Source organism: Streptomyces coryli (genome assembly GCF_011044975.1).
GTDB lineage: Bacteria > Actinomycetota > Actinomycetes > Streptomycetales > Streptomycetaceae > Streptomyces > Streptomyces coryli.
On sequence record NZ_JAAKZV010000007.1, the window covers coordinates 14,107 to 40,875 of the forward strand.

Annotated in this window: 27 protein-coding genes; 9 read left to right on the forward strand and 18 right to left on the reverse strand. The window is 70.8% G+C overall.

Features of this window, described 5'->3' with window-relative positions:
* Window positions 1-3 precede the first annotated feature (3 nt).
* The 3 genes from G5C51_RS03410 to G5C51_RS03420 all read right to left on the reverse strand — a co-directional run bounded on the left by G5C51_RS03410 (window position 4) and on the right by G5C51_RS03420 (window position 3,176).
* On the reverse strand, window positions 4-849 hold the full coding sequence (locus G5C51_RS03410; protein WP_165231316.1) for an ABC transporter permease subunit: 846 nt from the start codon (window positions 847-849) through the stop codon (window positions 4-6).
* The gene (locus G5C51_RS03415) at window positions 846-1,727 is read right to left on the reverse strand and encodes a carbohydrate ABC transporter permease (protein WP_165231475.1); all 882 of its coding nucleotides are present in this window, start codon (window positions 1,725-1,727) and stop codon (window positions 846-848) included. Before G5C51_RS03415 ends, G5C51_RS03410 begins: the two co-directional genes overlap by 4 nt.
* A gap of 141 nt (window positions 1,728-1,868) precedes the next feature.
* Window positions 1,869-3,176 carry an extracellular solute-binding protein gene (locus tag G5C51_RS03420; RefSeq protein ID WP_165231319.1) on the reverse strand — a complete coding sequence of 436 codons (1,308 nt, stop codon included), beginning with the start codon at window positions 3,174-3,176 and terminating at the stop codon, window positions 1,869-1,871.
* A 243-nt stretch (window positions 3,177-3,419) separates the two neighbouring features.
* On the opposite strand from G5C51_RS03420, the gene G5C51_RS03425 reads away from it, so the two are divergent.
* On the forward strand, window positions 3,420-4,823 hold the full coding sequence (locus G5C51_RS03425; RefSeq protein ID WP_338117999.1) for an alpha-amylase: 1,404 nt from the start codon (window positions 3,420-3,422) through the stop codon (window positions 4,821-4,823).
* Here the strand turns inward: G5C51_RS03425 and G5C51_RS03430 are convergent.
* The 7 genes from G5C51_RS03430 to G5C51_RS03460 form a co-directional block, all read right to left on the reverse strand.
* A complete protein-coding gene (locus G5C51_RS03430) occupies window positions 4,805-5,779 on the reverse strand; it encodes a nucleoside hydrolase (RefSeq protein WP_165231325.1) in 975 nt (324 codons plus the stop codon). The genes G5C51_RS03425 and G5C51_RS03430 overlap by 19 nt on opposite strands.
* A gap of 48 nt (window positions 5,780-5,827) precedes the next feature.
* Window positions 5,828-6,766 (reverse strand): DUF3048 domain-containing protein, encoded by a 939-nt coding sequence (locus G5C51_RS03435; protein ID WP_165231328.1) that lies wholly within the window; start codon window positions 6,764-6,766, stop codon window positions 5,828-5,830.
* A 48-nt stretch (window positions 6,767-6,814) separates the two neighbouring features.
* Complete coding sequence (gene cax / locus G5C51_RS03440; protein ID WP_206313367.1) at window positions 6,815-7,900, reverse strand: calcium/proton exchanger; 1,086 nt, start codon at window positions 7,898-7,900, stop codon at window positions 6,815-6,817.
* Between the two features lie 78 nt (window positions 7,901-7,978).
* Window positions 7,979-8,584 (reverse strand): hypothetical protein, encoded by a 606-nt coding sequence (locus G5C51_RS03445; RefSeq protein WP_165231331.1) that lies wholly within the window; start codon window positions 8,582-8,584, stop codon window positions 7,979-7,981.
* 11 nt (window positions 8,585-8,595) lie between these two features.
* Window positions 8,596-9,429, reverse strand: coding sequence for a class I SAM-dependent methyltransferase (locus G5C51_RS03450; protein ID WP_338118000.1), 834 nt, complete (start codon window positions 9,427-9,429; stop codon window positions 8,596-8,598).
* A 13-nt stretch (window positions 9,430-9,442) separates the two neighbouring features.
* Window positions 9,443-10,765, reverse strand: coding sequence for a cytochrome P450 (locus tag G5C51_RS03455; protein ID WP_165231334.1), 1,323 nt, complete (start codon window positions 10,763-10,765; stop codon window positions 9,443-9,445).
* Window positions 10,762-11,763: a phosphotriesterase family protein gene (locus G5C51_RS03460; protein WP_165231337.1), complete on the reverse strand. Its 1,002-nt coding sequence runs from the start codon at window positions 11,761-11,763 to the stop codon at window positions 10,762-10,764. Before G5C51_RS03460 ends, G5C51_RS03455 begins: the two co-directional genes overlap by 4 nt.
* A gap of 85 nt (window positions 11,764-11,848) precedes the next feature.
* On the opposite strand from G5C51_RS03460, the gene G5C51_RS03465 reads away from it, so the two are divergent.
* The gene (locus tag G5C51_RS03465; protein WP_165231340.1) at window positions 11,849-12,421 is read left to right on the forward strand and encodes a dihydrofolate reductase family protein; all 573 of its coding nucleotides are present in this window, start codon (window positions 11,849-11,851) and stop codon (window positions 12,419-12,421) included.
* Between the two features lie 7 nt (window positions 12,422-12,428).
* On the opposite strand, the gene G5C51_RS03470 is transcribed toward G5C51_RS03465, so the two are convergent.
* Entirely contained in the window at window positions 12,429-13,403 is a 975-nt protein-coding gene (locus G5C51_RS03470) for a hypothetical protein (RefSeq protein ID WP_165231343.1), read from the reverse strand.
* A 156-nt stretch (window positions 13,404-13,559) separates the two neighbouring features.
* On the opposite strand from G5C51_RS03470, the gene G5C51_RS03475 reads away from it, so the two are divergent.
* Window positions 13,560-15,572, forward strand: coding sequence for an FAD-dependent oxidoreductase (locus G5C51_RS03475; protein ID WP_240929356.1), 2,013 nt, complete (start codon window positions 13,560-13,562; stop codon window positions 15,570-15,572).
* A 25-nt stretch (window positions 15,573-15,597) separates the two neighbouring features.
* Here G5C51_RS03475 and G5C51_RS03480 read toward each other — a convergent pair whose 3' ends face one another.
* The 3 genes from G5C51_RS03480 to G5C51_RS03490 form a co-directional block, all read right to left on the reverse strand.
* Complete coding sequence (locus G5C51_RS03480) at window positions 15,598-15,894, reverse strand: thiamine-binding protein (protein WP_165231346.1); 297 nt, start codon at window positions 15,892-15,894, stop codon at window positions 15,598-15,600.
* A 27-nt stretch (window positions 15,895-15,921) separates the two neighbouring features.
* A complete protein-coding gene (locus G5C51_RS03485) occupies window positions 15,922-16,800 on the reverse strand; it encodes an undecaprenyl-diphosphate phosphatase (protein WP_165231349.1) in 879 nt (292 codons plus the stop codon).
* A 72-nt stretch (window positions 16,801-16,872) separates the two neighbouring features.
* Entirely contained in the window at window positions 16,873-17,631 is a 759-nt protein-coding gene (locus G5C51_RS03490; protein WP_165231352.1) for a TVP38/TMEM64 family protein, read from the reverse strand.
* A gap of 76 nt (window positions 17,632-17,707) precedes the next feature.
* On the opposite strand from G5C51_RS03490, the gene G5C51_RS03495 reads away from it, so the two are divergent.
* The 3 genes from G5C51_RS03495 to G5C51_RS03505 all read left to right on the forward strand — a co-directional run bounded on the left by G5C51_RS03495 (window position 17,708) and on the right by G5C51_RS03505 (window position 20,768).
* Window positions 17,708-18,382: a DNA alkylation repair protein gene (locus G5C51_RS03495; protein WP_165231355.1), complete on the forward strand. Its 675-nt coding sequence runs from the start codon at window positions 17,708-17,710 to the stop codon at window positions 18,380-18,382.
* A 250-nt stretch (window positions 18,383-18,632) separates the two neighbouring features.
* Entirely contained in the window at window positions 18,633-19,808 is a 1,176-nt protein-coding gene (gene tuf, locus G5C51_RS03500; RefSeq protein WP_165231358.1) for an elongation factor Tu, read from the forward strand.
* Window positions 19,809-19,886: 78 nt separating this feature from the next.
* Window positions 19,887-20,768, forward strand: a complete 882-nt coding sequence (locus G5C51_RS03505) for a spermidine synthase (RefSeq protein ID WP_338118001.1) — start codon at window positions 19,887-19,889, stop codon at window positions 20,766-20,768.
* Here G5C51_RS03505 and G5C51_RS03510 read toward each other — a convergent pair.
* Window positions 20,699-21,994 carry an MFS transporter gene (locus G5C51_RS03510; protein WP_165231361.1) on the reverse strand — a complete coding sequence of 432 codons (1,296 nt, stop codon included), beginning with the start codon at window positions 21,992-21,994 and terminating at the stop codon, window positions 20,699-20,701. The two genes, G5C51_RS03505 and G5C51_RS03510, sit on opposite strands and share 70 nt — an antisense overlap.
* Window positions 21,995-22,599: 605 nt before the next feature.
* On the opposite strand from G5C51_RS03510, the gene G5C51_RS03515 reads away from it, so the two are divergent.
* Window positions 22,600-22,755, forward strand: a complete 156-nt coding sequence (locus G5C51_RS03515) for a hypothetical protein (protein ID WP_165231364.1) — start codon at window positions 22,600-22,602, stop codon at window positions 22,753-22,755.
* 65 nt (window positions 22,756-22,820) lie between these two features.
* Here G5C51_RS03515 and G5C51_RS03520 read toward each other — a convergent pair whose 3' ends face one another.
* On the reverse strand, window positions 22,821-23,816 hold the full coding sequence (locus tag G5C51_RS03520) for a DUF8017 domain-containing protein (protein WP_165231367.1): 996 nt from the start codon (window positions 23,814-23,816) through the stop codon (window positions 22,821-22,823).
* A gap of 64 nt (window positions 23,817-23,880) precedes the next feature.
* Between G5C51_RS03520 and G5C51_RS03525 the strand changes: the two genes are divergently transcribed.
* Window positions 23,881-24,345: a DUF4442 domain-containing protein gene (locus G5C51_RS03525; RefSeq protein ID WP_165231370.1), complete on the forward strand. Its 465-nt coding sequence runs from the start codon at window positions 23,881-23,883 to the stop codon at window positions 24,343-24,345.
* A gap of 11 nt (window positions 24,346-24,356) precedes the next feature.
* Here G5C51_RS03525 and G5C51_RS03530 read toward each other — a convergent pair whose 3' ends face one another.
* Window positions 24,357-24,881, reverse strand: coding sequence for a gamma carbonic anhydrase family protein (locus G5C51_RS03530; protein ID WP_165231373.1), 525 nt, complete (start codon window positions 24,879-24,881; stop codon window positions 24,357-24,359).
* An 83-nt stretch (window positions 24,882-24,964) separates the two neighbouring features.
* On the opposite strand from G5C51_RS03530, the gene G5C51_RS03535 reads away from it, so the two are divergent.
* Window positions 24,965-25,729, forward strand: a complete 765-nt coding sequence (locus G5C51_RS03535) for an acyltransferase (protein WP_338118002.1) — start codon at window positions 24,965-24,967, stop codon at window positions 25,727-25,729.
* A gap of 122 nt (window positions 25,730-25,851) precedes the next feature.
* Here G5C51_RS03535 and G5C51_RS03540 read toward each other — a convergent pair whose 3' ends face one another.
* Complete coding sequence (locus G5C51_RS03540; RefSeq protein WP_165231379.1) at window positions 25,852-26,718, reverse strand: EamA family transporter; 867 nt, start codon at window positions 26,716-26,718, stop codon at window positions 25,852-25,854.
* Window positions 26,719-26,769 lie beyond the last annotated feature (51 nt).

Consider the following 26,769-nt stretch of genomic DNA (forward strand, 5'->3'; position numbering starts at 1 on the left):
GGGTCAGCCTTTCGTTCCGCCGGCCGTCAGGCCGGTGACCAGGTGGCGTTGGGCGTAGAAGAACACGGCGGCGGCCGGGATCGCGATCAGCACCGAGGCGGCGGTGAGCGCGCCCCATTCGCTGGTGTGCTGGCCGACGAAGCCCTGCAGGCCGGTGGCCAGGGTCTTCTGCTTGTCGGAGGAGAGGAAGGCGGTGGCGAAGGCGACTTCGCCCCAGGCGGTGATGAAGGCGTAGAAGCCCGCGACCGCCAGGCCGGGGCGGGCCAGCGGCAGTACGAGGCGGAAGAAGGTGCCGAACGGGGTCAGCCCGTCCACCATCCCGGCCTCGTCGATCTCCGTCGGGATGGTGTCGAAGTAGCCCTTCATCAGCCAGGCGCACAGCGGCACGGCGGTGGAGCAGTACGCCAGCACCAGGCCGAGGGCGGAGTCGATCAGACCGAGGGTGCTGAAGGTGGTGTAGAGCGGCACGATCAGCACGGCGATCGGGAACATCTGCGTGACCAGGAACAGCCACATCAGCGGGGCCCGGCCGGGGAAGCGCAGCCGGGAGGCGGCGTAGCCGGCGCTCGCGGAGATGAGCACGGCGATCACCGTGGTGAGTCCGGCGACGATCACCGAATTGAGGAACCAGCGGGGGAAGGCCGTATCGGCGACCACGTAGCGGAAGTTGGTCAGGCTCAGCCCGCCGTCGAAGCTCGCCGGGTCCTTCCAGCCGTCGGGGCCGCGCAGCGATACGTACAGCACCCAGGCGATCGGGATGACGGCGCACAGGCAGGCGGCGATGACGGTCAGGTGGAGGGCGATCGAGGAGCGGCGGCTGCGCTCTCGTAGCGCATGGGTGGCGGTCACAGCACGGCCTCCTGCCGCTTGAGGGCGCGGCGGTACGCGCCGGCGAAGACGAGCAGCATCGAGAGGATGATGACGCCGTACGTGGCCGACATGGCGTAGTCGCGGACGTCGGCGAAGGCGAGCTTGAAGGCGTACGTGGCGAGGATGTCGGTGTCGGCGCCGGCGTTGCGGCCGATCACCAGGTAGATCACCGGGAATTGGTTGAAGGTCCAGATCGTGCCCAGCAGGATCACCGTCGAGCTCACCGAGCGCAGCCCCGGCAGTGTCACGTACCGGAAACGCTGCCACGGGCTCGCGCCGTCCATCTCCGCGGACTCGTGCAGCTCGCGCGGGATGGCCTGCAGGCCGCCGAGGATGGCGAGCATCATGAACGGGACGCCCAGCCAGACGTTCACCGCGACCACCGAGACCTTCTGCAGGAACGGGTCGCCGAGCCAGTTGAGGCCGTTCATGCCGAGGCCGTTGAGTACGGCGTTGATCAGCCCCGACTCGCTGTTGAAGAGCAGCCGCCAGGCGAAGGCGGCGACGAAGGCGGGCACCGCCCAGGGGAGGATGAGCAGCACCCGGTACAGGGAGCGCCAGCGCATGGCGCGGTTGAGGAGCATCGCCAGGCCGAGGCCGATGCCGTAGTGCAGCGTCACGCAGGCGACCGTCCAGATCACCGTCCAGGCCAGCCGCGGGTAGAAGTGGCCCTCCGCGCCGGACAGGACGTCCAGGTAATTGGCGAGACCGGTGAAGCCGTAGGTGGCGGGGATCTTGTTGACCCCGTAGGTGCCGCCCATATTGGACTCGGTGGCGTCGGTCAGCGACAGCCACACGCCGCGGCCGAGCGGGTAGCCGACGACCACCGTGAGGACGGCGAGGGCGGGCAGCACCATGGCCCAGGCGTACCAGTGGCGGTCGAAGGAGCGGCGCAGGGTGCGCCATGGCCCGTTACGGGCCGCGGGCTGCTCGCGCCCGGCGGCGCGGGCGGGTTCGGTGAGGGTGGACAAGGCGGTTCCTCCTGGCGGCGGTCCTGATCAGCGGGTGGAGAAGTCCTTGAGGTAGCTGGACTTCCATTCCTTCGCGGTGGCGTCGAGGCCGTCCTGGACCGAGGAGGAGCCGGTGAGGATCTTGGCGTAGTTCTGGTTGAAGGAGGCGAAGAGCTCGCCGGAGACGGTGATCTGCGGGCGGGGCTTCGCGGATTCGAGGGCTTTACGGAAGGCGGCGCGCACCGGGTCGGCGGTGACCTCGCCGCGGTAGGCGGACTCGCGGGTGGGAAGCGTGCTGTTGGCGACGGCGGCCTTGGCCTGGCTGTCGGCTGAGTTCATGAACTTAACGAAGAGGTACGAGGCGTCGAGCTTCTCGGACGCCGCGTACACGGCGAGGTTATGGCCTCCCGTAGGGGCGCCGGCCGTCTTGCTGCCGCCGGGGATGGGGGCGATGCCGAGGTTCTCCGGCTTGCCCTTGAAGGCCGGGGACTTGAGCAGCCCGGCGGTCGCCCACGGGCCGTCGACGATCATCGCGAGCTTGCCGGAGCCCATCTGGGCCTGCATGTTGTTGTATCCCTCGGTGGTGTCCGGGCGCTTGGCCGCGCCGGAGTCGATGAGGCTCGTGGCGGCCTCGATGCCCTTGACCGAGGCGGGGGAGTTGACGGTGATCTTCTTGGCCGCGGCGTCGACCATGTCGCCGCCCTCGCCGTACAGGAACGGCCAGGAGTAGTAGCTGTCCGGGTTGACGTAGGTGGCGGTGACGCCCGGGGTCTTCGCCTTGAGCTTCTTCGCGGCCGCCTCGATCTCCTTCCAGGTCTTCGGTGGCTCGCTGATCCCGGCCTTCTTCAGGATCGCCTTGTTGTAGAGCAGGCCGAGCGTGTCGGTGACCTGCGGCACCGCGTAGGTGCGGCCCTCGAACCGGGCGCCCTGCAGCGGCCCCTCGAGGTAGTCGTCCTTGCCGGCCACGGCCGGGGTGTCGTCGAGCGGGGCGAGATAGCCGAGCGCGGCGAAGCCGGGGGTCCAGCCGACCTCGGAGCGCAGCACGTCGGGCGCGCCCTTCTTGGCGCGGGCCGCGGTCTTGAACTTCTGCTGCGCCTGGTCGAAGGGGACCTCGACGCGCTTCACGTCGATCTTCGGGTACTTCTTCTCGAAGGCGGCCACGAGCTTCTCGTACACGGGCGCCTCCGCCTTGCCCGCGGTGTCCCACCACGTGATCGAACCGGACACGTCCGCCGGGTTCTTGGCGCCGCCGCCCTCGCTGTCGCTGCCGCCGCAGGCGGTCGCGGCGAGCGCGAGCGCGGCGAGGGCGGCGGTCCAGGGGAGGGCGGAGCGGCGCAGACGTATGCCCTGATGCATGAGAGGTCTCCTCGACGTTGCGGGCCGTGGCAGGCGAGGCCCGGTTGCGTGCGAGAAGTTAACACGCTTGCAGCCTTGCAGAAAGGTCTTGCAACAACCTTTCTTGGTTTGGGTAGCGGGTGTTGACCCTTGTGCGATGCGCTTCTACGGTCCTCCTTGCGATCGCACGCCGATGCTTGTGCAAGATCTTGCATACAGCAGCCGAAGGGTTCACCAGCCCCCACCCGTAAAGGAGTGACCCCCGTGCGCCAGCTCACCAGACGGATCACGCTGCCCCTCGCGGCCACCTCACTGGCCGCCGCGGCCGGCCTGTCCTCGCCGTCCGCCACGGCGGCGGAGGACCCGGCCAAGGACGTCATCGCCAACCTGTGGTCGTGGAACTGGAAGTCGGTCGGCAGCGAGTGCACCGACGTCCTCGGCCCGGCCGGCTACGGCGCCGTATGGGTGGCCCCGCCGGCCGAGTCCCTCGCCCACCCCGACGGCCACTGGTGGGACATCTACCAGCCGTACAGCTACCAGCTCAGCGGCCGCTTCGGCAGCGAGGCCGACTTCGCCGCCATGGCCGACGCCTGCAACGCCGCCGGCGTGAAGGTCTACACGGACGCGGTCGTCAACCACACCGGCGCCCAGACCGGCACCGGCTACGCGGGCACCAAGGTCACCGACAAATACCGGCCCGCTATGTACGAGAAGGCCGACTACAACGTCGACGCCTGCGACCGCACCATCACCAACTGGGACGACAAGTGGGAGGTCCAGCACTGCGAGCTACTCGAGCTGCCCGACCTGAAGACGTCCAGCGTGTCCGTACGCGAGAAGCTCACCGGCTATCTCAACTCCCAGATCAAGCTGGGGGTGTCGGGCTTCCGGGTGGACGCCGCCAAGCACATCCCGGCCGATGAGCTCCAGTCGGTCGTCGACGGCCTGCAGACCACCGCCGACGGGTCGAAGCCGTACGTCTTCCACGAGGTCTACCCGGGCAAGACGCCCACCCCCGACGAGTACTACGGCAGCGGCGACGTCCTCGACTTCGCGTACGCCGACCAGCTCAAGGCCGCCTTCCAGGGCGACATCGCGAGTCTTAAGGACTTCGGCGGCGACAACCTGCTGCCCGGCGAGAACGCCGTCTCCTTCGTCACCAACCACGACACCGAGCGCAACGGCCGCCACCTGACGTACAAGGACGGCGACACGGCCGTGCTCGCCAACGTCTTCCAGCTCGGCTGGAAGCGCGCCACCCCGGCCGTCTACGCCGGCTTCACCTTCACCGACCCCGAGGGCTCACCGCCCGCCGACGGCAACGGGTTCGTCACCGACACCAAGTGCGGCGACGGCTGGTACTGCCTCGACCGCGACCCGCGCGTCACCGGCATGGTCGGCTGGCGGGCCGCGGTCGGGGACGCCGACGTGACGGACTTCCAGTCGCCGCAGGCGAACGTGATCGGCTTCGGCCGCGGCGCGAAGGGCTTCGTGGCGATCAACAACTCGGGCTCGGCGGCGACGGCGGAGTTCAGCACGGCCGTGCCCGACGGGACGTACGCCAACGCGCTGGACGACGGCGAGACCAAGGTGACCGTCTCCGGCGGCAAGGCGAAGCTCGACCTCCCCGCGAAGGGCGCGGTCGCCTTTCACCCGGAGGCGGGCTGACCGAACGCTGCTCGCAGGAACTCGCGGTAGACCTGTCCCGAAGCCCGCAGCGCGACCGTGGCGTTGGGCGGCTGCGGGCACCACGGCCGGGTGTCGACGATCAGCTCGCCGAGGGTCCGGCCGCCGCTCGTCTCGACGCTCGCGTGCGCCCGCACGGTCTCGGTGAAGAGCTCTGGCCGTACGAGATAGGCCACCGTCATCGGGTCGTGCACGGGTGACGCGACCTCGCCGCCGCCTTCCTCCCCGGAGGCGGCGGCCTGGTCGTGCTCCAGGCGGTGGCGGATGAGCTGTGCGGCGCCCCGGGCGGCCGGCGTACCGATCCCGTCCAGCACGTCGCAATCAGCGCCCGACAGCGGCGCGCTGTGGGTGGCGTCGAGCGTGACGATCACGACGTCCCTGATGCCGGCGCTGAGGACCGCCTCGGCGGCCTCCGGGTCCACCCAGAAGTTGAACTCGGCCGATGCCGTGACGTTCCCATTGCCGTGCGCCCCGCCCATGATCACCAGTCGCGGGATACGCGCGGCCAGCCGCGGCTCGGTGGCCAGGGCGAGGGCGACGTTGGTGAGCGGCCCGGTGGCCACGAGCGCCACATCGGCGTTGGCATCATCCATGTACGCGTCGATGAGGAAGGAGACGGCACCCTGGTCCTCGGCCCGCGACACCGCCACCGGGAAGTCGAGGTACTCCGGGTGAAGCTGGCTGGCCCGATTGAGCACGGCGCGCGGGACCGGGAAGTCGGGCCGTACGAACGGCCGCGTGGCGCCCGCGTACACCGGCACCCGGGCGCCCGCGTGGTCCAGGACCCGCAGCGTGTTCTCGGTCGTGTGCGCCACGTCCACATTGCCGTTGACCGTGGTGATGGCGATCGGGTGCAGCTCCGGGTGCGCCGTGGCCGCGAAGATCGCGACCGCGTCGTCGGAACCCGTATCGCAGTCGTGGATGAACCTGACGGCCACGGTGCCTCCTCATCTCCGGCCGGATGCGCTGTCCGCCATCCAACCCGATCACCGCGGCGCCAGCACCACCCACACCGGACCGGGCGCGAACCGCAGCCGGCCGCCGTCCTTCGCCGTGTACGTCGTCCCGCCCCCGGCCGACGGCCGCGACCAGCGCGCGTCGTACGCCCGCCCGTCGCGCAGCACCACGGCGGAGCCGGATCCGGTGGTCTCGGTGTACGGCGTGACGTTGCCGCCGCGGTCGCTGAAGCGGGACGGGCGCACCTTCACCTTCTGGATCACGACGGTCGCCGCGGAGACCCGGCCGCCGTCGGTGGTACGGGCCGGGGCGCCGTCCATCGCGACCAGCCAGCGGCGGTCGTCGGCGGACCAGGAGAACTGATAGGCCGCCGCCGGGAAGCGGACCCGCTCCTCGGTCACGGCCCGCCCGCCCTTCGGCGTCGGGCCGAAGCGGAAGCCGATGTCCTGCGCGCGGCTCGCCCCGTCGGCGGCGTCGAGGGCGCGCTCGGGGCGGACGAAGAGATTGTGCGGTGCCGGGCGGTCCTTGCCGCGGTAGTACGCCTTCGAGGAGGCCGTCACCTCTTGCAGCGGCGCCGAGTGGATCAGCGGCAGCAGCTTGCCCTGCGCGCCGGAGTAGGCCAGCGCCGGGCGGTCGAACTGCCGCAGCAGCTCCAGGTCCGACTCGCGGGCGCTGCGCACCGGGCCGACCACGTCGGGTATCCGGGACGCGTACACGGCGAGCAGCCGGGTCAGCCCCGCCTCGACCTGCTCGACGTAGACGATGTCGGCCGAGCCGAGGCCGGTGTGCGGGCGGGCGGCCCGTACGTTGTCCACCTTCACGGCCAGCACCGGGCCGTTGCCGTTGGGTTTGCCGGTGAGCCAGGACTTCCCGGACGACTTCTCGTCGTCCAGTGGCTTGCAGCCGATCAGGACGGCGAGCAGCACTCCGGCCACGGCGAGCGCGTGTAAGCGACGTATCCCCGACATGGCCTCACCCTTCCCGCGCTGCCGCGCGGCAACCGGATCAGCCGCCCGCTACCCCCACCAGAACGCGACCGCGATCATCGCGTACAGCGTCACCAGCGTCGCGCCCTCGAGCCAGTCTGAGGCGCCGTCGAGCACGACAAGTACCGTGATGAACACGGCGATCAGCAGCACGGCCAGCAGCAGCGGCGGCAGCACCAGCGTGAACGACGCGCCGACCAGCGGAGAGAGCAGCACCAGTGCAGGCGCGACCATCATCGCGACCTGCACGGGGCTCTGCAGGATCACGGACATGGCGACGTCCGGCTTGTTGCGGTACGCCAGTTGCACGCCGACGACGTTCTCCACGGCGTTGCCCGCGATGGCCACGATCACCAGACCGGCGAAGGCCTGCGAGATGCCGAGCGAGTCCATCGCGGGGGTGAGCGCGTCGACGAACCAGTCCGACACGAAGGCGGCGGCCACACCCGCGAAAGCCAGCATCCCGATGGCGACCTTGAGCGGCCAGCGCGGCCCTTCATGGTCCGCGGGAGCCTCGTTCACCCGTCCGGCCTCGCCCTCCGGGCGCTTCAGCGAGGCGGGGAGGGACGCGGCGAAGAGCAGGAGAAGAAGGATGGAGACCACGATCGACAGGGTGCGCTCGTGGCCGGCCGCCGGCGTGTGCAGCTGTGCGGTGAGCGCCGGTACGGTCAGCGCGGCGACCGACAGCACCAGCATCTGGCAGATCCGGCGCACCGACGCCTGCTCGAACTTCTGCGTGCCGTTCTTGAGCCCGCCGGCGATGAAGGCGAGGCCGAGGACGAGGAGCACGTTGGCGAGGATCGAGCCGACGATGGTGGCGGTGGCCACCTCGTACAGCTTGCTCTTGAGGGCGAAGAGCACCACGAACAACTCCGGCAGATTCCCCAGCGCACTCTGCAGCACCCCGGTGGCCCCCGCCCCGAGCCGGTCCCCGAGCGCCTCGACACTGCGCCCCACCAGCGCGGCCAGCAGGGCGAGGGCGATCGCGCTGACGGCGAACGGGGCGACGGTGCCCCCGATACTGGCGAAGTGCGCGACCGCCGCGGCGGCCATCGCGGCGACGGCGACGGCCAGCAGCCGCGTGTCGGAGCGGGTGAGGTGCATGGTCGCGATCATGCGATGCGCTGCCTGTCGATCGACGGCAGCGCGAATCCTCGGCGCGCCGGGTCGCTCATCCGACAGGTGTGCGCGGCCTCACTTGTCGGGGACGACCGTCAGCCCCGCGATGAGCTCCTCGATGTCCGGACGCATCCGCATCGCCTCGTCGCGGCCGGCGGGGTTGCACCACAGGTCGACGGCCACTCCGGCGTCCGCGACATACCAGACGTACTCGAGCGTGGTCGACGGCTCATCGTCGTCGTAACGCGTCAGCCGCAGGGCCCGCAGGCCGGGTGCGCCACCCGGCCCGGTGAACGCCTCGAGCAGGGGCGGCTCGACGTCGTCACCATCGTTGAGCCCCATGCTGTCGCGCAGCTCCTCGACCCCGCCGTCCTCGGCCGTCTCGAGCATGTAGTGGACGGGCACCGGGCTGACGAACGGGTCCGGCTGGTAGAGGAAGGAACCGGCGCTCGCGGGGTAGTTCTTCTTCAGTGCGCCTATGCGGCGCGCCGTCTCGGCGAATATCCGGCGGTAGCCCCGGAGACGCCGGTCGCGCCGAGGCATCCCGTACACGTCCTCCCAGCGGCCCATCGCCACGTACGTGCCCCAGGCGGCGTATGACCGACAGCCCTTCGGTAGCTTGTCCGGGACAGCGATCCAGGGGCGGGGCAGCCGTCCGGGGGCGAAACTCACGAGATACACGAGCAGCGACGCTACCGTCCCCACACATAGACCTCGGCCCCGGGCTGTCGCACCGAGAAGCGTCCCTCCGGGGACGCCGTCCGCAGGAGCTCCCGCAGTTCGGTTTCGAAGTCCGGGAGGCGGTCGCCGAACAGGTGCGGGGCGGCGAAGGACATCGAGAAGACCGAGGCCACGATGTCGTCGATGGTGCGTTCCAGTGGTTGGCCGCCGGGGATGGCGAGGTGTTGCGGGCCCGTGAAGCCTGCCGCCGCGAAGACCGCCTCCTCGCCTCCGGGGGTGCCCTGCGGGAGCGAGCCGCGGCCGGCTCGTCGGACCGGGCCGAGCCAGGAGCGTACGAGGGCGTCGATCTCCGGCTGCGGGACCGGGGGATGGGGGGGCCCGGCCGGGCCGCCGGGGTCGTCCTTCTGGTCGGAGACGTGCAGCAGGACGCCGCCGGGGCGCAGCATGTCCCGTACGGTCGCCGCCACCCGCGGCTGGTCCATCCAGTGGAAGGACTGGGCGAAGACCGCCGCGTCAATGGCCCCGAGGCCGGCGGGCAGTTCCTCGGCGCGGAGTTGCAGCCACGCGGTTTTCCCGGCGACTCCCTCCTTCGCGGCTCGCTGCTCGGCTTCGGTGATCATGCCGTGGTCCGGGTCCACGCCGACGACCTCGTCGAAGAGGTGCGCCAGCGTGAGCGCGACGATGCCAGGACCGCAACCGACGTCGAGCAGCCGCCCGCGCCGGTCGGGGCGCAGCGCCCCGGCGATCGCATCCGCCAGCCCGGGTGCGTACGGGAGGCGGCCACGCTCGTAATAGGCGGCCGTGCCCGCGAAGAGGGTCTCGTCCCACTCCCAGCCTTCGATCACGACGCCTCCGTTCTTACGGGCCCACCGCCACCGGCAGCCGCTCGTAGCCGCGCAGCACCCGGGTTCTGCGGCGCTGCGGCACCCCGGACACCCGTAGCCCGGGAAAGCGCTCGTAGAGCATACGCAGCGCGACCCGCGCCTCCAGCCGCGCCAGGCCCGCGCCCAGGCAGTAGTGGACGCCGGAGGAAAAGGCGATGTGGTCGGCGGCGTTGGGGCGGGTCACGGCGAAGGTGTGCGGGTCGTCGAAGACCGCCGGGTCGCGGTTCGCGCCGGCCAGCAGCAGGATCAGCGACTGGCCGCGGCCGAGCCGGACGCCCTCGATGACGGCGTCCTCGTACGCGACGCGCATGGTGAGCTGCACGGGGGAGTCGTAGCGCAGCACCTCGTCGACGGCGTTACCCCACAGGTCCGGGTCGCCCTTGAGCTTGCTCAGTTGCGCGGGGTGGCGGTCGAGGAGGGCCACCGCATTGCTGATCAGGCTGACCGTGGTCTCGAAGCCGGCCGCCAGGACCAGCAGGCCCACGGCGCGCAGCTCGACCTCGTCGAGCGCGTCGTCGCCGCCGAGGACCGCGAGCCGGCTCAGGAGGTCGTCGCCGGGGTCCGCGCGGAGCCGGCGCACATGCGCCGTGAACCAGTCCGCTAGCGCCACCATCGCCCGTTCCGCCTCGCGGAACTGGCGCCAGGACAGGCCGGGATCGAGCAGCAGCGCCGCCGAGTCGCCCCAGCGCAGCAGGTCCTGCCGGTCCTTGGGGTCGACGCCGAGCAGGTCGCCGATCACCGCCACCGGCAGCTGCGACGCGTACCGGGCGACCAGGTCGAAGCCGCCCACCGACGCCAGCGCGGCCAGCAGCTCGTCCGCGGTCTCCGCGATCCGGTCCTCCAGCACCGCTACGTGCCGCGGGGTGAAGGCCTTCGCGACCAGCCTGCGGTAGCGCGTGTGCTGCGGCGGGTCGACGGCGAGCATCGACGGCGGGTCCACCGGGCCGCGGGCCCGGTCCCGCGTGACCCGGTCGAGCAACCGCCGCAGGTGCGGCGGCAGTTCACCGTGGCCGCCGCCGACGCCGAAGCTGTCGCTGCGCAGCACCGCGTTCGCGGCGGCGTGGCCCGGCACCGCCCCGAGCGCTCCGGTGAGGACCACGGGACCGCGCCGCCGGAGCCCGTCGGCTATCGCCATCGCGTCGTCGCGGCCCGGGTCCATCAGCAGCGGGGCGACCGGATCCCCGCGCAGCGACGCCAGCCGCAGCGCGCCGCGGGGCAGCCCCTGCGAGAGCCCCCAGCGCGCGGCCGAGGCCGCCCGTTCCCGTGCCGCACTCCGCAAACCCTGCTCCGGACTCATCGGCTCCCCTTCCGTCGTCCGTCCGACGATGCCAGCACCCGCCGCGGCACGTCCTCCAGCATGGTGGTGATCTGCTTCTCCGTGACGCCGCGTTCGCGGACGTACGGCAGCACCTCCTCGCCGAGGTGCAGGTAGTGCCACTGGGTGAGCAGCCGCAGGACGTCCGGGTCGATCCAGTCGTTGTAGCAGGCCGCGTCCTGCGAGAGCACCATGCTGTCGGCGTAGCCGCGGCGGCACATCTCGACCAGTGTGGCGGCCCGTTCCTCGAAGGTGAGGTCCACATTGATGCCGAAGCGGTCCATGCCGAGGACGAAGCCGGCATCCGCGAGCCGCGCGAGGTGGTCGCAGTCGGTCGTATCGCCGCTGTGGCCGAGGACGATGCGGCCCGGGTCGACGCCCTCCTCGTCGCACAGCACCCGCTTGACGTGCGTGCCGCTGCGGGTGGTGGGGTGCGTATGCACGGTGATCGGGACGCCCGTGCGGTGATGGGCGCGGGCCACCGCGCGCATGATCCGCTCGACGTCGGGCGTCATGCCCTCGGCGTCTATCGCGCACTTGAGCATCCCGGCGCGGACGCCCGTATCCGCGATGCCGTCGGTGATGTCGGCGGTGAACATGTCCACCATCGGGTCCGGCACGTCCGCGCCGAGCATGTCGTTCAGCGCCGGGCCGCGGTAGCGGAAGTAGAGCGGGGCGCTGTCGTACGTATAGATCCCGGTCGCGACGATGATGTTGAGCTCGGGCACGCGCTCGGCGACCCGCTGGATCAGCGGGATGTTGCGGCCCAGGCCGACCACGGTCGGGTCCACGACGGTGCGGACGCCCTGGGCCGCCAGCTCGCCGAGCTTCTTGGCCGCCTGGGCGACGCGGGTGTCGTCGTCGCCCCAGTCGGTGGGGTGGTTGGCCTGCACATCGGCGGTGGCGATGAAGATGTGCTCGTGCATGTACGTACGTCCGAGATCGCCGCTGCCGACCTCGCCCAGCACTGTCGGGATCATGAAACCTCCAGGACCGATGAGTTTCTGTACGACCTGGAGTCAGTCATGCATAGTCGGGTTCACCGAACAACAGAGGAGACCGCACATGCGCACCCTGATCAGCACGGCCTTCGTCTCACTGGACGGCGTCGTCGAGGCCCCGGGCGGGGAGCCCGGCTACCGCAACTCGGGCTGGACCTTCAAGGGCGTCGAGTTCGTGCCGGAGGCCTTCGAGATCAAGGGCCGCGAGCAGGACGAGACCTCCGCGCTGCTGCTGGGCCGCACCAGCTATGAGGCGTTCAGCCCGGTCTGGCCGAAGATGGAGGAGTTCGCCAGCCTGGTCGACAAGCCCAAGTACGTCGTCTCCACCACGCTCAAGGAGGACGACCTCGTCGACAACTGGGGCCCGACCACCATCCTGCGCTCGCTCGACGAGGTGGCCGAGCTGAAGAAGACCGACGGCGGCAACATCGTCATGCACGGCAGCGCGACGCTGAACCACGGTCTCTCCGACGCGGGCCTCATCGACCGCTACCACCTGCTGGTCTTCCCGCTCCTCCTCGGCGCCGGCAAGCGGCTCTTCAGCGAGACCGACAAGGACACCCAGCACCTGAAGCTGGTGGAGGCCGAGTCGTACGCGAACGGCCTGCAGAAGAACGTCTTCGACGTGGTCCGTTGAGGACGTATCAGTCGAGGATGCGGAAGACGCCGATGTCGTCGGCGAGGGCTCCCTGGTCCGGCGAGGTCTGATTCAGGGAGCCTTCGACCCCGATCCAGCCGTGGAAGGTGCCGTTGTCGTCGATGGCCTGCAGCATCGGCTTGACGTGCGAGTTGCCGCTGTAGCAGTACTCGCCGCGGTCGATGGCGTGCTGCAGCCGCCAGCCCCACAGGGTGTCGCGGCGGTGCCCTATGGGGGAGCGGGCGGGGGAGATGTAGTACTCCGTGGCGCCCGCTCCGCCGCCGTTGGTCTCGCCGCCGATGCAGCTGCCCTCGGTGCACTTCTTCCAGTTCTGCAGCCAGAAGGGGCTGCCGTCGCCGTGATCGATATACGGGTCGGCGCTGACCTCGCTGGTCTTCCACAGGTAGTAGCGGTGGATCATCTTCGACCAGTCCGTGCCGGCCAGTGACGCGAGCGGGACCCGCTTGTCCCAGGCCCAGTTGGAGCCGGCGCCGAAGCCGTGCGTGGCGCCGTAATTGCTGCCCGCGATCTCGGCATTGGCGAGCGCCCCGCCCGCCTTTGAGGTGAGGGTCCAGTCCTCGGTCTGCCCGCCGTTCCAGGCGACGTGCAGCCGGTCGCCGCTGACGGAGTAGGTGCCGGTGAGGGTGCTGGAGGCGGCGGTGGACTGGTAGCCGCCGGCCGTCTGCACGTAGCAGTCGCGGGCCGTGCAGCCGCTCGCCTTGATGCCGGTGGAGGCGCGGGTGACCCGCTTGGTCTGCGACCAGTGCCAGTGGGTCTCGCTGACCTTGCCGTCGGCGGAGAAGGTGTACTGGCCGAGCCGGACCCAGTTCTTCGTCGACCCGGCCTTCAGCCCGCCGACGGCGATGGTGAACCGCGCCTTGCCGAGCGGGAGTTCGGCGGCGTGCACGGTGGTGGCGGGCAGGAAGGTGGCGGCGACGGCTGCGATGACGAACAGCGCGAGCGCGGTGAAGCGGCGGCGCATGACATCCTCCCGGACGACGGTGGGGGATTCGGTCTGGGCCGTAAGCCCACCGCGAAGCTAGCGTCGCCGGCTTGCGCGCCGGTTGCGCGACGGAGGCGTCGGTGATGACCGCACAGGGCTGTCCACCACTGTTGCTCTGGGCAACAATTCTGGCTCATGGGACCTGAGCTGACGCGCCGCAGACTGCTGATAGCCGCCGGCGCGGGGACGGCCGCGTTCGCCCTCGACGGGACGTTACGCACCGCTGCCGCCGCCGCGCCGACCGACACCGATCTGGTGGTGTACGGCGGCACTTCCGCCGGCATCGCCGCCGCCGTGCAGGCGCGGCGGATGGGCGCCACGGTGGTGCTGCTGGAGCCCGGCCGGCACCTCGGCGGCCTGACCACCGGCGGCCTCGGCGCCACCGACACCGGGAACGGCGGGGCCATCGGCGGGATCGCCGGGGAGTTCTACCGCCGTATCCACGCCGCGTACAACGGCACCCCGGTCACTCCGGACTCGCCCGCCCGCTACGTCTTCGAACCGCATGTCGCCGCCGCCGTCTTCGCCGAGCTGCTCGACGAGGCGGGGGTGCCGGTGGTGCGCGAGGCGCGGCTCGCCTCGGTGGAGAAGCGCGGGAACCGGCTGCTGCGGCTGATCACCGCGGGCGGGACCGCGTACCGCGGCCGGATGTTCATCGACGCCACCTACGAGGGCGACCTGATGGCGAAGGCCGGAGTGGCCTTCACGACGGGCCGCGAGGGCAACGCCAAGTACGACGAGACCCTCAACGGCGTCCAGCACCGCACCGGCCACCAGTTCGTCCACCGCGTGGACCCGTACGTGACCCCGGGCAGCCCGTCGAGCGGCCTGCTGCCGGGCGTATCAAGCGCCGCCCTCGCGCCCAACGGCACCGCGGACGACAAGATCCAGGCCTACAACTACCGCATGTGCCTCACCAAGGCCGCCGACCGCATCCGCTTCCCGAAGCCGTCCGGCTACGAGCCGATGCGCTACGAGCTGCTGCTGCGCTATATCCAGGCGGGCTGGACCGGACCGTTCTTCACGACGACGCAGATGGGCGGCGGCAAGACCGACTCCAACAACAACGGCGCGTTCTCGACGGACCACATCGGCTTCAACTACGGCTATCCGCTGGGCTCGTACGCCCAGCGCGAGTCGATTGCCGTCGAGCACCGCACCTACCAGCAGGGCTTCATGTGGTTCCTCGCGAACGACCCGCGGGTGCCCGAGTCGATCCGCACATCGGTCGGCGCGTGGGGGCTGCCGGCGGATGAGTTCACCGGCTACGGCGGCTGGCCGCCGCAGCTGTACGTGCGCGAGGCGCGGCGGATGGTGTCGTCGTACGTGATGACCGAGCACGAGTGCCGCGGCCGGGTGAAGGTGCCGGACCCGGTCGGGCTCGCTTCGTACACGATGGACTCGCACAACTGCCAGCGCCTGGTCGTCGACGGCGCGGCCCGCAACGAGGGCGACGTCCAGGTCGGCGTGCCCGCCCCGTACGGGATCAGCTACCGCTCGATCGTCCCCGTCGAGTCGCAGTGCGCGAACCTCCTCGTCCCGGTGGCGCTCGCGGCCTCGCACATCGCGTACGGATCGATCCGCATGGAACCGGTCTTCATGATCCTCGCCCAGTCGGCGGCGACGGCGGCCCGCATGGCCATCGACACGAACGCGCCGGTCCAGCGCGTCCCGTACGCGAATCTCGGGACCCGCCTGCGCGCCGACGGCCAACTGCTGGACTGGCCGCCGACCGTGCCCGGCCAGGTCGTGGTCGACAACGCCTCACCGAGCGGCGTCACGACCGACGGCGTCTGGACGTCCAGCACCTCCATCCCCGGCTACTACGGCACCGACTACCTCCACGACGGCAACGGCAACAAGGGCATCACCCGGCTCCGCTTCCGCCCTGACCTGCCGGATGCCGGCACGTGGACGGTGGCGCTGCGCTGGACCGCCGACCCGAACCGGGCTAGCAACGTGCCGGTGGACGTGGAGACCAGTGCGGGCACCACCACCAAGACCGTGGACCAGCGCACCCAGGGCGGCCAGTGGGTGCTGCTGGGGAGCTGGGACTTCACCGCGGGCACCGGCGGCAGCGTGCTCATCCGCACGGACGGCACGGACGGTTATGTGGTCGCGGACGCCGTGCGGTTCACGCCGACGTGACGTGTCGTCGGAGTAGGCGCGGTGGTCAGCGCAGGTGGTCCTCCACCCGCTCGACCTTCGCCTCGAGCTGTCCGGTGTAGCCGGGGCGGATGTCGGCCTTCAGGACCAGGGAGACCCGTGCGGAGCCCTGGCCGGCGGCCTCAACTGCGCGTTTGACGACGTCCATCACCTCGTCCCACTCGCCTTCGATGTTGGTGAACATCGCGTTGGTGGAGTTCGGCAGGCCCGAGTCCCGGACCACCTGCACGGCCCGGGCCACGGCCTCACTGACGCCGCCGTCCGGGTCGTCGCCGGACGGGCTGACGCTGAATGCGACGAGCATGACGTTCCTTTCTCCGTTTCGGCCCTGCTAGTGCACCGCTTCGCCCGCGTGCGGCTCCAGGACGCCGAAGAGGATCAGGGCGAAGATGAGCAGGCCCAGCAGGACGCGGTAGATCACGAAGGGCAGGAAGGAGTGGGTCGTGATGAAGCGCATCAACCAGGCGATCACCGCGTAGCCCACGAAGAAGGCGATCACTGTCGCGAGGATGATCGTGCCCCACTGGACGTTCGGCTGTTCCGCTACGTCCTTGAGCTCGAAGAGGCCCGAGGCCAACACCGCCGGGATCGCCAGGAGGAATGAGTAGCGGGCCGCCGCCTCGCGGTTGTAGCCGAGGAAGAGGCCGCCGGTGATCGTGGCGCCGGAGCGGGAGACGCCCGGGACCAGGGCCAGCGCCTGTGCGGCGCCGAAGAGGAGGCCGTCGCGGGTGTTGAGGTCCTGGAGGGACTTGCGCTGAGTGGGAGCGCGGTGCTTGCCGCCGATGTCGCCGTCGCGGGAGGCGCGCCAGTCGGCGAAGCCGAGGAGGAGGCCCATGAGGATCAGGGTGGTGGCGGTGAGGCGCAGGTCGCGGAAGGGTCCCTCGATCGAGTCCTTGAAGACGAGGCCGAGTACCCCGATCGGGATCGAGCCGATGATCACCAGCCAGCCCATCTTGGCGTCGTGGTCGCCGCGCAGGGACTTGTTGACCAGCGAGCGGGACCAGGCCGAGATGATCCGGACGATGTCCTTGCGGAAGTAGATGATCACCGCCAGCTCGGTGCCGATCTGCGTGATCGCGGTGAAGGCGGCGCCGGGGTCCTGCCAGCCGGCGAAGGCGGCGGTCAGGCGCAGGTGGGCGCTGGAAGAGATCGGGAGGAATTCCGTCAGCCCCTGGACGAGACCGAGGATGACTGATTCGAACCAGGTCATAGGAGGGGCTGCACAGTCCTTACGAAACGAAACGGAACGAAGCGTCGCCGGGGCCAGGGGCCGGAAGAGATCCTATGGGCCCGGGGTGAGGACGCCGACCGCAGGGTCGGCCACCGGCGCCGCGGCCCGCGCCGCCGCGCCCCGCCGGCGCCGCCGCCAGGCCACGCCCGCCCCCACACCCGCACTGATCACGATGAAGCCGAGCGCGGCGAAGAAGCCGGGGGAGAGGGGGTCGGAGGCGCTGGATCCGGCGACCACGTACGCCGCCGTGTTCGGCACGCAGCCGACCGCCGTCGCCAGCAGGAACGGCGTCCACCCCATCCGGGAGACGGCCGCACAGTAGTTCGCCGCGGCGAACGGCACCCCCGGGAAGACCCGCAGCGCCAGCATCGACCGGAAGCCGCGCCGGCTCAGCTGCCGGTCCGCCGCCGCCAGCCACCGCGCCCGCTGCACCGGTCCGCGCAGCGCTGCCTGCCCGAGCACCCGCCCGAGGCCGAAGGAGATCCCGGCCCCGAGCACCGTGCCCGCGACCGCCGCGGCCAGCCCGCCCTGCAGGCCGAAGAGCGCACCGGAGGCGAGGTTCAGCAGGGGCCGCGGCACGAGAGCCGCCGTGCACAGTCCGTAAGCGAGCCCGAAGAACGCCACCGCGGGCGCGCCGGTGACGGCGAGCAGCCGGCCGTTGGAGATCAGCTCATGCGGCTGGAAGACGGCCACCGCGACCGCGGCGGCCGCGAGCAGCGCGACGAGCAGCCCCAGGCGGGACCACGGGTGGGTCACGGCCCGGAGGCAGGCTGCGGGGAGGCCGTCGGAAGCGGCGACGGGTCGGTCCATCGCTGGAGCCTAACCGACGATACGTCCGGAGTGCCGTGACGGAGACGACCGGGACAGGCTCGTTACGGTGGCGGGCATGCTGGCAGACACCGTCCTCACCCGGCTCACGGCGGCGTATCCGACGGCCGCCGATCCGGTACGGGCCGAGCAGACCGTCGCGTACATGAAGGGCGTCGTCCCCTTCCTCGGCATCCCCGCCCCGGAGCGGCGCGCGCTCGACCGCACGGTTCTGGCCGGGCTGCCGCGCCCGGACGAGGAGGACTGCGCGGAGATCGCGCTGCGCTGCTGGCAGCTGCCCGAGCGCGAGTACCACCTCTTCGCCGTCGACTATCTGCGCCGCTATGTGAAGCGGCTGAGCTCCGGCTTCCTGCCCACCGTGCGCGAGCTGATCACTCACCGCTCCTGGTGGGACACGGTGGACGCGCTCGCCGCGCACGTCGTCGGCGGTCTCGTCGCCGCCGACCCGAAGCTGGCCGCCGACATGGACCGCTGGATCGAGGACGACGACCTCTGGGTCGCCCGTACCGCCCTGCTCCACCAGCTCCGCTTCAAAGCCGCCACCGACACCGACCGCCTCTTCGGCTACTGCCTGCGCCGCGCGAACCACCCCGACTTCTTCATCCGCAAGGCGATCGGCTGGTGCCTGCGCGAGTACGCCAAGACCGATCCGGCGGCCGTCCGCACCTTCGTCACCGCGCACCGCGGCGAGCTGTCGCCGCTGTCCGTACGCGAGGCGCTCAAGAACCTCTGAAGAAAACCCTTCGACGTCGCACCCCGCCATGCGCGATCATCAGCGGCATGTTCCGGCACGCCTTCTCCGCGACCACGTCTGCAGCAGCAGACGCGCTGAAGGCTGCCCTGGACTTCTTCGCAGCAGCAGCAGCCGACGGCGCCCGAGGCTGACCCTTCCCGGATAGCGATCCGCGGACCCCCGAGGGGGAGGGTCGGCGGGACGCGCGGGGTCCGCAGCTGCCAGACATCATCAGTTGCGAGGAAGAGACATGCCCAAGCAGGCATACGTGCGCACCAAGCCGCACCTCAACATCGGCACCATGGGCCACGTCGACCACGGCAAGACGACGCTCACCGCCGCGATCACCAAGGTGCTCAGCGAGCGCGCCGGCGGCTCCGGCTCCTTCGTCCCGTTCGACCGTATCGACCGGGCCCCGGAGGAGGCGGCGCGCGGCATCACGATCAACATCGCGCACGTCGAGTACGAGACCCAGACCCGGCACTACGCCCACGTCGACATGCCCGGGCACGCCGACTACGTCAAGAACATGGTCACCGGCGCCGCCCAGCTGGACGGCGCGATCCTGGTCGTCTCGGCGACCGACGGCGTCATGCCGCAAACCGCCGAGCACGTCCTGCTCGCCCGCCAGGTCGGCGTCGAGCACGTCGTCGTCGCGCTGAACAAGGCCGACGCCGGCGACCCCGAGCTGACCGACCTGGTCGAGCTGGAGGTCCGCGAGCTGCTGGCGAAGCACGGCTTCGACGGCGACGGCGTCCCGGTCGTACGGGTCTCCGGGCTCAAGGCGCTCGAGGGCGACCCGCGATGGTCGGCGGCGATCGAGGCGCTGCTCGACGCGGTCGACGTGTACGTGCCCATGCCGGAGCGGTACACGGACGCGCCGTTCCTGCTGCCGGTGGAGAACGTGCTCACCATCACCGGGCGCGGCACGGTCGTCACGGGCGCGGTCGAGCGCGGCACGGTGCGCGTCGGCGACAAGGTCGAGGTGCTGGGCGCGGAGATCGAGACGACGGTCACCGGCCTGGAGACCTTCGGCAAGCCGATGGAGTCCGCCGAGGCCGGCGACAACGTCGCGCTGCTGCTGCGCGGCGTCGCCCGGGACGCGGTGCGCCGCGGGCACATCGTCGCCGAGCCCGGCAGCGTGGCGCCGCGGCGGCGGTTCACCGCGCAGGTGTACCTGCTGCCCGCGGCGGAGGGCGGCCGGCACTCCGCGATCGTCACCGGCTACCGGCCGCAGTTCTACATCCGCACCGCGGACGTGGTCGGCGACATCGACCTCGGCGAGGCGGGCGTCGCCCGGCCCGGCGACACGGTCGAGCTGTCGGTCCAGCTCGGCCGCGAGGTGCCGCTCGAGCCGGGGCTGACCTTCGCCATCCGCGAGGGCGGCCGCACGGTGGGGGCGGGCACGGTCACGGAGGTGCGGTAGGGCCGCCTCCGTAACGCCCCTGCCACGACCGCTGCCGCATCCGCATCGCGCGGGTGCGGCAGCGGTGACAATAGGGCGGTGGATACGGACGACGAGCTGACGGACGATGAGCTGACGGACGAGCCGATACCCGTCACCGCCGCGGTCGACGGCGGCACGGCCAAGCTGCTGCCCGATGTCGACCGGCCGAACGCGTGGCTGCTCACGGTGGACGGCGCGCCGCAGTCGTACGTCGATCTCGACGACCCGACGTACCTGGAATTCGAGTACGCGCGCCGCGTCGCGCACGTCATCGACGCGACCTTCGCCGAGGGCCGTCCGCTCGACGTCCTGCACCTCGGCGGTGGTGCGCTCACCCTGCCGCGCCGGCTGGTGGCCACCCGCCCCGGCTCCCGGCAGCTCGTCGTCGACAACGACCGCCCGCTGCTCCGCCTCATCACCGACCACCTGCCGCTGCCGGCCGACAGCGGGGTCACGCTGCTGGCGGAGGACGCCCGTACGGCGCTCGAGCAGGTGCCGGCGGGCGCGTACGACCTGATCATCGCGGACGTGTACGGGGGCTCGCGGTCCCCGGCCCGTATCGCCTCCGCCGAATACGCGCTGGCCGCCGCGACCGCGCTGCGCCCCGACGGCATCTACATCGCCAACCTCGCCGACTCGGCCCCTTTCCGCTTCCTCGGCTCCCAACTCGCCAACGCCGCCCCCGTCTTCGCGGGCCGCTGCCTCATCGCCGAACCGGGCGTCCTGCGCGGCCGTCGCTTCGGCAACGCGCTGCTGGTGGCGGCCCACCAGGAGCCGGAGGTGGGCGAGTTCGCCCGCCGGGTGGCAGCGGACCCATTCCCGGCACGGGTGGTCCACGGCGCCTCCCTCGACCGACTGTGCCCGGGCGCTCAGCCGGTGGCAGACGCAGACGCGGTCCCGTCCCCGGAACCGCCGCGGGGCGCCTTCACGGTGGGCTGAGCGGCGACGGGCACCTGCTCGCGGCGGGTGAGGGTGCGTACTTCGGGGATGAAGAGGACCGCGGCGGTCAGGAGCACGATCAGCGCCGAGCAGCCCCACAGCGCGCCGTCGATTCCCAGGACGCCCATCGCGGGGCCGGCGAGCGCTGTGGCCAGCGGGATGCCGGCCAGCGAGCCGAGCATGTCGTACGACGCCACTCGCGACAGTTTCTCTTCGGGTATCTCCTGGTGCAGGGCCATCATCCAGGTCACCGCGAACATTTCGACGGACAGTCCGCTGACGAACATCACCGCGGCGAGCGGCATCGGTTGCAGCGGCAGCGCGAGTGCGGCCGAGGGCAGCGCGAGGGGGAAGACGGAGAGGATGCCGGCGAGGAGAATCCGCTTGGGTTTGTAGCGGGTCATCAGCAGGGCCCCGCCCACGGTCCCGGCCCCGAAGGCGGCGAGGGCGTAGCCCCACGGTGCCGCGCCGCCCAGGCTGTCGCGGGCGACCAGCGGTCCGTACACCGACTCGGCGGCGGCTACCACGGCGTTGACGACGGCGAATTGCACCACGATGGACCACAGCCAGGGCCGGCTGATCACTTCGCGCCAGCCGTCGCGCAGGTCGCGCAGCATGCCGGGGCCCGGCTCGCGTTCCGGGATGTGGCTGACGTCGAGGAAGGTCCGTAGCGCGCCGGCGACGGCGAAGGCCGCGGCGTCGACGGCGAGCACCCAGCCGGGGCCGATGGCGGCGACGAGGGCGCCGCCGAGGGCCGCGCCGCCGATGTTGGCGCCGTTGACCCCCAGCCGGAACAGGGCGAATGCCTTGCCGGCCTGGTCGCCGGTCACCGACGACAGGAGCATGCCCTCGGCGGCCGGCGCGAAGAAGGCCTGGCCGGTGCCGCCGAGGGCGCTGAGGAGTGCCATCTGCCAGAGCTGGGCGGTGCCGTTGATGACGAGGATCGCGAAGATGGCTTGCGAGACGCAGTTGAGGACGTTGGCCGCGACCATCACCCGGTGCCGCGGCAGGCGGTCGGCTATCGCGCCGCCGATCAGCAGGAAGACCACGAGCGGGATGGTCCGCGCGGCGGCGACGAGCCCCACGTCCCCGGCGCTTCCGCCGGCCTCCAGGACGGCGAAGGCGGAGGCGATGAGTGCGCCGGAGGCGCCGAGTCCGGTGACGACGGCGGCGGCTGCGAGGAGGCGGTAGTTGCGCGGCGAGGCGACTGGTGGGGGAGCGGTCACGCCCGAACTATCTCCTGGTTTATGGGTACTTCGCCAGCTGATTTCTGAGACGGCGGGGCTTTCCGCTTGACGTCATGATCAAGAGTGGCTATCCATAGGTCTCGACCATTCATAGCTGGAAAGGGTAAGCGTGCGGCGTCTAATCGCCAGCGCTGCGACGGCACTTGCCGTCGGTGCGGTTCTGGCCGGTGGCAGTCCGGCGGTCGCCGATTCGGCGACATCGAATGGTGACGTGGCCACCATGGGGCAATTCACCTGCGAGGAGTGGGGCCGGTACGGGGTGACTGACCGCCGTACTCCCGTGCACGTGGGGCCGAGCGGGTCCTCGACGGTCACCGGCTAGATAGCCGGCGGCGAGCGGGTCCGCGGATACTGCCGCTGCATCAACAGCGCGGGGAATGTCTGGTACGAGATAACCGGCAATCTGGGCAACGACTTGGAAGAGAAGGACGCCCGGTTCATCTACTCCGGTTACCTGTAAGGGGGAAATGTGCGCAAGGCTGTCCTTGCCGCGGCCGCGGTTGCGGTCGGCGTCATCGCCGGCGGGACCGCAGTCGCCAGTCTGACGGCGGATTCCCGTATGTGAGTGGTGGAACAAGCCCGGTGTGACCGACCGTCGCACCGCGTACTACCTCGACGCGGGCAGGGAGATCACGGGCTACTACCGGTGCATCAACAGCCACGGCAACGTGTGGTACGAAATAACCGGAAAGCTGGAGGAAAACGGCGGCGGTCATTTCGTCTACTCGGGCAATCTGTAGACAGGTAGACCCACTGAAGCGGACGGAACACGTGTCGTGTTCCGTCCGCTTCGGCCGTCTTCAGGTCACTGCTCGAGCGGGCGCAGGCTCTTCATCATCTTCTCGATGGTGCTCTGCGGGACCTCGTCCTTCACCTTGAAGTCGGTGAGAAGGACAAAGGTCTTGAGCTCGCCTTCCTTGTCCTCGAAGCTGAAGGCGACTGCCTTGCCGTTCTGTCCGGTGCACTTATTGGTCTTCGTCGCTCCCGTGGTGGTCGCGATGACGTACTTCCCGGACGTGCCGTACGAGTTCGAGAAAGCCTTGGGCTTGGTGTATTCGAGCTTGCCGGCCTTGACTTCCTTCTTGGGGTCTTTGTAATACCCGTACGCGGCCCAGGCCATGGCCTCGTTAGTGGCCGCTTCGCCGGTGTTCTTCGCCCCCTGCGCGCCCTTGGTGCCGACCGAGGCTCGCGTATAGGTGTCGTCTCCGGACTTGCACCACTTCTGCTTGAACACCGCCGGAGCCGAGAAGGATACGGCCGGCCCGGGGAAATCCGACTTGTCGTACGGGTCCTCAAGACCCCAACCGGTGTCGGCGCCCAGCACCTCCCAGCTCGGCGGGACGTCGAAGAGCGTGCCGTGCTTGGGGTTGGAAACCGGCTTCCAGCCCGGGACTACGGCCTTCAGGCCGCCGTTTGCGCCGTCGCTGCGTGGGTCGTCGGAGGTGCTCTGGCTGGGCTCGTCGGTCTTCTTTGTTGCCTTGGGTGACTTCGAGGTGCCCGCGACCGGGTCCTTGCCGCCGTCGTCGCGGTTCATCAGGACGACGCCGACCACCACCGCCGCGGCCAGGACCGCGACCGCTGTGACTATTGCCACTATGGAGGAGGTCTTCGGGCCCTGCTTCTGGGGCGGCTGCATGCCGCCGGGGGGTGTGGGGGGTGACCAGCCGGGGGCCGGCTGTTGGTACGGGTTCGGCTGCTGCCCGTACGGCTGTTGCTGGCCGTACTGCGGGGGCTGCTGGTACGGATTGGGTCCCTGTTGGTTCGGGTGCTGCTCGCCCCCGGGCTGCTGTCCTTGCCACATGGGCAGCACCATATCCGGCGGCGCCGCCGGGCCGCGCTTGCTACTGGCTGGTAACGTGCGGCGCATGCCCGAGACTCTGCCGGATATCGGCGAAATGATGGCGGCCACCGTGCCCATGGCCCGCACCCTCAATCTCGTCTTCGAGGAGACGGGCGCCGAGCGCGCGACCGTCCGCCTGCCCGACCAGCCCGCGTACCACAATCACGTCGGCGGGCCGCACGCCGGCGCGATGTTCACGCTCGCCGAGACGGCCAGCGGTGCCATCGTTCTCGCGGCGTTCGGCGACCAGTTGCAGCGGGCGGTGCCGCTCGCCGTGCGGGCCGAGATCGGCTACGCCAAGCTGGCCATGGGGGACGTCACCGCCACCGCGCGGCTCGGCCGTCCGGCCGCCGAGGTCGTCGCGGAGCTGGATGCGGGCAGTCGGCCGGAGTTCCCGGTCGAGGTGGACATCACGCGGGCGGACGGGGCCGTTACCGGGCAGATGCGGATCATCTGGACGTTGCGTCCTAATGACCCCAAGACCCCCTGAGTCTGCCTGACTCAGGCGTTCTCGCCATGCAGCCGGGCCAGGCCCACGTACCCCTCCGCGTTCAGCCGGATGTGGTCGCGCTCCTCGTCCGTCAGCGGGCGCCGCACCTTCGCCGGGACGCCGGCGACCAGCGAGCCCGGCGGCACCTGCATGCCCTGCGGCACCAGTGCCTGTGCCGCGACCAGCGAACCGGTGCCGATCACCGCGCCGTTGAGCACCGTCGCGCCCATGCCGATGAGGACGTCGTCCTCGATGGTGCAGCCGTGCACCACCGCGTTGTGGCCGATGGTGACCCGGTCGCCGATGGTGACCGGGAAGCCGGGGTCGCAGTGGACGCTGGAGTTGTCCTGGACGTTGCTGTCGGCGCCGAGCGTGATCGGGCCGCAGTCGGCGCGCAGTACGGCGTGGTACCAGACGCTCGAGCCGGCGGCGAGCGTCACCTCGCCGACCACGACGGCGGTGGGGGCGGTGTACGCCTCGGGGTCGACCTTCGGTTCCTTGCCGCCGACGCCGGTGATCAAAGCCCGCTCCGCCATCGCTCTGCTCGCTCTCTTCCGCTGGGAAAACCGCTTCGGGGGGTGTCCTCGTGCCGCGCCCTACCGCACAGTACGGTGTCCGGGTGCCGACCGAGCGAAGCAGCCCCCTGAGCCGGGCGCTGTCCCGTGCCGTGCACCGCGGCTGGCGCTGGGTGCAGCGCACGGGGGCGGTGACTGCCCAGCGCCCCGGGCCGTATCGCTTCCGCCGGATCGGGCACGGCACCAAGCTCGCCTTCCCGCAGGGGACGGTCTTCGGCGAGCCGTGGATCGAGCTCGGCGACCACTGCATCGTCGGGCAGCATGTCACCCTCACCGCCGGGCTGATGCCCGATCTCGACCTTGGTACGGACACGGTGCTGCGGATCGGCAACGGGGTGGTGCTGGGGCGCGGCAGTCATGTGGTGGGGGACCGGCCGGTGGATATCGGTGACGACGTCTTCTGCGGGCCGTATGTCTACATCACCACGACGAATCACAGCTACGACGATCCGCACGAGCCCGTCGGCAAGCAGTGGCCGCGGACCGCGCCCGTCGTGATCGGGGCGGGCAGCTGGCTCGGGGCCGGGGCGCTGATCCTGCCGGGTGCGCGGCTGGGGCGGAATGTGGTCGTCGCGGCCGGTTCGGTCGTACGGGGCGAGGTACCCGACCATGCCGTGGTCGCGGGAGCGCCGGCGAAGGTCGTACGCCGCTGGGATCCGGAGGCCGGCTGGCAGCCGCCGCTGCGGACGCCGCCGCCGCGGCCGATCCCGGAGGGGATCACGCCCGAGGAGCTCCTTGCCCTCGCCGACTGGGACCCGTCCGGATGGGACGGCAGCGGCGAAAAGGGGACACTGGACCCGTCGAGCTGAGGAGGTGGCCGCGGTGAATAACCGCACGCTGCGCATCCTGCTCACGGTGGTCGTCGTCATCCACGCCATCGCGCTCGCGCTCTACGCGTGGCGCAACCACTGGTGACTCAGCCACTGGTGACTCATCCGGACGCCAGCAGCACCGTCCCCGCGAGCGCGAGTCCCGCGCCCGCGGCCTGGATCCCGCGCAGCCGCTCGTGCAGCAGGCCGCGCGCGGCCAGCGCGGTCACCACCGGGTAGAGCGAGGCGAGCACGGCCGCCACCGTGACCGGGCCTGAGCGGGTGGCCAGCGCGTAGGTGCCGTTCGCGGCCACGTCCGCCAGGCCGACGAAGGCGAGCGCGGGGAGGGCCGGTATGAGCGAGCGGGCACCGCCCTCCGGGAAGGCCGCGCCGCCGCGCAGGGTGCCGGCCCACAGGACCGGGGCGCCGACCGCGACGTTGACCACCCGCTGCACGAACAGCGCCAGGAACAGCCCGTTGAGGGTGGTGGACGCCTCCGCGATGAAGGCCATCGTGGCGCCGAAGCCGAGCGCCGCGACGAGCGTGAGCCAGACCGTCTGCCGCTGCACCGGCGCCCCGCGCAGCTGCGGGCCCGCCGCCAGCACCACGCCGGTGACGGCCACGGCTATCCCGCCCAGCTGCAGCAGGTCGGGACGTTCCGCGTGGATCACCAGGCCGGCGCCGAACGGCACCACGACGCCGACCGTGCCCAGCGGCGAGACCACGCCCATCGGGCCGAGGGCGAGCGCCTTGTAGAAGCAGAACATCGCGAGCGGGCCGACCGCCCCGGCCGCGACCGCGAACCAGAGCCGGTCGCTCGCCTCGCTCCACGCGCCCGTCGCCAGCACGATCACGCCGAGCGCGGCCACCGCGATGGTCTGCGAGACGACCACGACGGTGAGCGCCTTGATACGTCGCGTCAGGATCCCGCCGCCGAAGTCGGCGAAGCCCCACAGGAGGCTGGTGGCGAGGGCGAGAACCGCTGACATGGAGGTGACCTGCCTTGAGTACAGTGTGGTGGACGGTGAAGTACAGCAGAC

What these genes read in the sequence shown, in the direction of transcription:
- G5C51_RS03435 (WP_165231328.1), bottom strand. Translation starts at nt 6,766, where the DNA reads ATGTCGGGGATACGTCGCTTACACGCGCTCGCCGTGGCCGGAGTGCTG.
- G5C51_RS03540 (WP_165231379.1), bottom strand. Translation starts at nt 26,718, where the DNA reads ATGTCAGCGGTTCTCGCCCTCGCCACCAGCCTCCTGTGGGGCTTCGCC.
- G5C51_RS03485 (WP_165231349.1), bottom strand. Translation starts at nt 16,800, where the DNA reads ATGACCTGGTTCGAATCAGTCATCCTCGGTCTCGTCCAGGGGCTGACG.
- G5C51_RS03480 (WP_165231346.1), bottom strand. Translation starts at nt 15,894, where the DNA reads ATGCTCGTCGCATTCAGCGTCAGCCCGTCCGGCGACGACCCGGACGGC.
- G5C51_RS03470 (WP_165231343.1), bottom strand. Translation starts at nt 13,403, where the DNA reads ATGCGCCGCCGCTTCACCGCGCTCGCGCTGTTCGTCATCGCAGCCGTC.
- G5C51_RS03455 (WP_165231334.1), bottom strand. Translation starts at nt 10,765, where the DNA reads ATGAGTCCGGAGCAGGGTTTGCGGAGTGCGGCACGGGAACGGGCGGCC.
- G5C51_RS03475 (WP_240929356.1), top strand. Translation starts at nt 13,560, where the DNA reads ATGGGACCTGAGCTGACGCGCCGCAGACTGCTGATAGCCGCCGGCGCG.
- G5C51_RS03415 (WP_165231475.1), bottom strand. Translation starts at nt 1,727, where the DNA reads ATGGTGCTGCCCGCCCTCGCCGTCCTCACGGTGGTCGTCGGCTACCCG.
- cax (WP_206313367.1), bottom strand. Translation starts at nt 7,900, where the DNA reads ATGATCGCGACCATGCACCTCACCCGCTCCGACACGCGGCTGCTGGCC.
- tuf (WP_165231358.1), top strand. Translation starts at nt 18,633, where the DNA reads ATGCCCAAGCAGGCATACGTGCGCACCAAGCCGCACCTCAACATCGGC.
- G5C51_RS03490 (WP_165231352.1), bottom strand. Translation starts at nt 17,631, where the DNA reads ATGGACCGACCCGTCGCCGCTTCCGACGGCCTCCCCGCAGCCTGCCTC.
- G5C51_RS03465 (WP_165231340.1), top strand. Translation starts at nt 11,849, where the DNA reads ATGCGCACCCTGATCAGCACGGCCTTCGTCTCACTGGACGGCGTCGTC.
- G5C51_RS03525 (WP_165231370.1), top strand. Translation starts at nt 23,881, where the DNA reads ATGCCCGAGACTCTGCCGGATATCGGCGAAATGATGGCGGCCACCGTG.
- G5C51_RS03420 (WP_165231319.1), bottom strand. Translation starts at nt 3,176, where the DNA reads ATGCATCAGGGCATACGTCTGCGCCGCTCCGCCCTCCCCTGGACCGCC.
- G5C51_RS03495 (WP_165231355.1), top strand. Translation starts at nt 17,708, where the DNA reads ATGCTGGCAGACACCGTCCTCACCCGGCTCACGGCGGCGTATCCGACG.
- G5C51_RS03460 (WP_165231337.1), bottom strand. Translation starts at nt 11,763, where the DNA reads ATGATCCCGACAGTGCTGGGCGAGGTCGGCAGCGGCGATCTCGGACGT.
- G5C51_RS03520 (WP_165231367.1), bottom strand. Translation starts at nt 23,816, where the DNA reads ATGTGGCAAGGACAGCAGCCCGGGGGCGAGCAGCACCCGAACCAACAG.
- G5C51_RS03530 (WP_165231373.1), bottom strand. Translation starts at nt 24,881, where the DNA reads ATGGCGGAGCGGGCTTTGATCACCGGCGTCGGCGGCAAGGAACCGAAG.